The sequence below is a fragment of the Mucilaginibacter sp. P4_E8 genome (assembly GCF_056401495.1).
In genome coordinates this window covers 1-2,883 of the sequence record NZ_JBFUJG010000287.1, presented here as the reverse complement: position 1 = coordinate 2,883, position 2,883 = coordinate 1, and the positions used below count along the sequence as shown (strand labels likewise).

Here is a 2,883-nt window from a genome sequence, read left to right as displayed (position 1 = left end):
GCAAAAACTATGGGAAAATACCTATCCTGAATATGCCTATAACGGATACTTCCTTGACGATAATATAGCCAAGTTTTATCAGCAGGAAAACCAGATGGCACTGGTATACAAAGTATTTGCGGGGATAGCCATATTTATTTCATGCCTTGGTTTATATGGCCTGGTATCATTCATGGCTGTTCAACGTACCAAAGAAGTGGGTATACGCAAGGTTTTGGGAGCATCGGTAAGCAGCATCATTTACCTGTTCTCTAAGGAATTTATGGTACTTATAGGTATATCATTTGTAATAGCCATGCCCGCGGCCTGGTACCTTATGACGGGATGGCTGCAAAATTTTGCCTACCGTATTTCTTTAAGCGTATGGGTGTTTATACTGGCCATCGTATCATCTATTCTCATTGCCTGGATCACTGTGGGTTACAAAGCGTTAAAAGCTGCACTGGTAAACCCGGTTAAAAGTTTACGGAGTGAATAGTTTATAAGCCGAAGGCTAAAGGCTCAAAGCCGAAAGCTTCTTTTAATATTTAGTAGCTGAAGTTTAGGGTTTGGAAATTAACATTTAGAGTTTCAGAATTAGCATTTTAAATATCATGGTAAAGAACTATTTTAAAATTGCCTGGCGCAACATGGTGAACAACAAGGTTTACAGCGCTATTAATATATTGGGTTTGGCAGCCGGTATGGCCGTTGCTTTACTCATTGGCTTATGGGTGGTTAATGAGTATTCATACGATAAGTTTTTGCCGAATTATAAGCAATTATATCGTGTTGAGTTGAATTTCACCTCGCAACATGACGGCGAACATACGCAAACTGCAATGGCAATCCCATTGGTTGACGTGTTAAGGAAGGAAATCCCCGAAATTAAACATGCTGCCGAAACAGATTGGGTAGGGTGGCAATGGCACTCATTATTGGTAGGCGACAAAAAGCTTTATCTCGGCGGCGGGGCTACTGCTCCTGATTTTTTAAAAATATTTCAATATCCATTTGTGAAAGGTAGCGCCAAAGATGCTTTAACAGATCCATATTCTATTGTATTAACCGAATCAACAGCCAAGGCTTTATTTGGTAATGCCGACCCTATAAATAAATTTGTTCGCATTGATAATCAGCATAATTTGAAAGTTACCGGTGTTATAAAAGAAATACCAAAAAATGCCACATTACAATTTAGCTATCTTACTCCATTTAGTTTTAAAGAACAAACAGAAGACTGGATGAGAAATGCCCGTACTACCTGGACAAATAATTCATTCAATGCATTTGTTGAGTTACAACCCGGCGTTACTTTACAACAAGTAGCACCTAAAATAAAGAATATTGTATATGACCATAGTCCGCAAATGCGTATTGCAAAGCCTGAGGTGATCCTGCACCCATTAAAGGACTGGCATCTTTATTCAGACTTTAAAAATGGCAAGGCGGTTGGTGGTTTTATTGAATATGTACGTATGTTCAGTATCATCGGTATATTGGTATTGCTTATCGCCTGCATCAACTTTATGAACCTGTCAACAGCCCGCTCCGAAAAACGAGCCCGTGAGGTTGGGGTAAGGAAAGCCATCGGCTCGCAACGCAGCGACCTGATTATCCAGTTTTTGGCCGAATCCATTTTGATCACTTTTATTGCATTTTTGTTTTCCATACTTTTTGTACAGCTATCGCTGCCTTCTTTTAACACATTGGTAAACAGTTCTATCAGCATACCTTATAGCAACCCTGTGTTTTGGAGCATCATGATATTTTATGTGCTGCTAACTGGCTTGCTGGCCGGCAGCAGGCCAGCATTCTACCTGTCGTCATTTAACCCGGTAAAAGTTTTAAAGGGAGCAATTCAGGTGGGTAAAACGGCATCATTGCCGCGTAAGGTGTTGGTTGTGATACAGTTTAGCTGTTCTATTGCTTTGATCATCAGTACTGTTATTGTTTATCAGCAAATACAACATGCCAAAAGCCGGCCTACCGGCTACAGTGCCGACAGGTTAATGATGACCGACATGAGCGGGGATTTAAATAACAAATATGATGCGCTTAAAAACGACCTGATGGCAACCGGGATGGTAGAAAGTGTTGCTGCTGCCTCAAGCCCGGTTACCAATATTTATAGTCACATGTCGCTTGATAAATGGCCGGGTAAAAACGCCGGCGATGAAGCGGTAAATATTGGGGCGATATTCGTATCTGACAACTATTTTAAAACCCTTGGTATGACATTTAAAGAGGGCCGGGACTTTACAAACAGCTGGACAGCCGACTCAACAAGTGTTATACTCAACGAAACAGCTGTAAAAAGGATCGGCCTTAAAAATCCTATCAATCAGCTAATAACCTGGAATGGTAACACTACACCAGTGCGAATCATTGGGGTGGTAAAAGATGCCCTGATGGAATCGCCGTTTACACCCGTTGCGCCGGCTATTTTTAGTCACGGACATGTAGCTAATACGATCATGTACCGTCTGGCGCCTAATATCAATACACAAGATGCCATTGCTAAGCTTACCAAAATATTTGATTCCTATAATCCAGCCTATCCATATATCTACCAGTTTGTTGACGATGAATACAATCACAAATTTAACATGGAAATGCTGGTAGGCAAACTGGCGGGTGTTTTTGCCGGGTTGGCTATTTTAATTTCATGCCTCGGCTTATTTGGGTTGGCAGCCTATGTAGCCGAACAGCGTACAAAAGAAATAGGGATACGTAAAGTATTAGGGGCTTCAGTAGCACAGGTATGGCTATTGTTATCCAAAGATTTTATTTTATTGGTCATTATTAGTTGCGTAGTAGCATCGCCAGTGGCTTTTTACTTTTTACAAAACTGGCTGCAGAAATATGATTACCGTATAACCATAGGGCCAGGAGTATTTGTAC

General features: G+C 40.9%; 2 protein-coding genes. Both read left to right on the top strand.

The window, feature by feature from the left end; genetic code table 11:
- A partial coding sequence (locus AC1DRQ_RS30550; RefSeq protein WP_477429743.1) for an ABC transporter permease occupies positions 1–478 on the top strand: 478 nt, incomplete at its 5' end.
- Between the two features lie 115 nt (positions 479–593).
- On the top strand, positions 594–2,883 hold a 2,290-nt coding region (locus tag AC1DRQ_RS30545), incomplete at its 3' end, for an ABC transporter permease (RefSeq protein WP_477429741.1).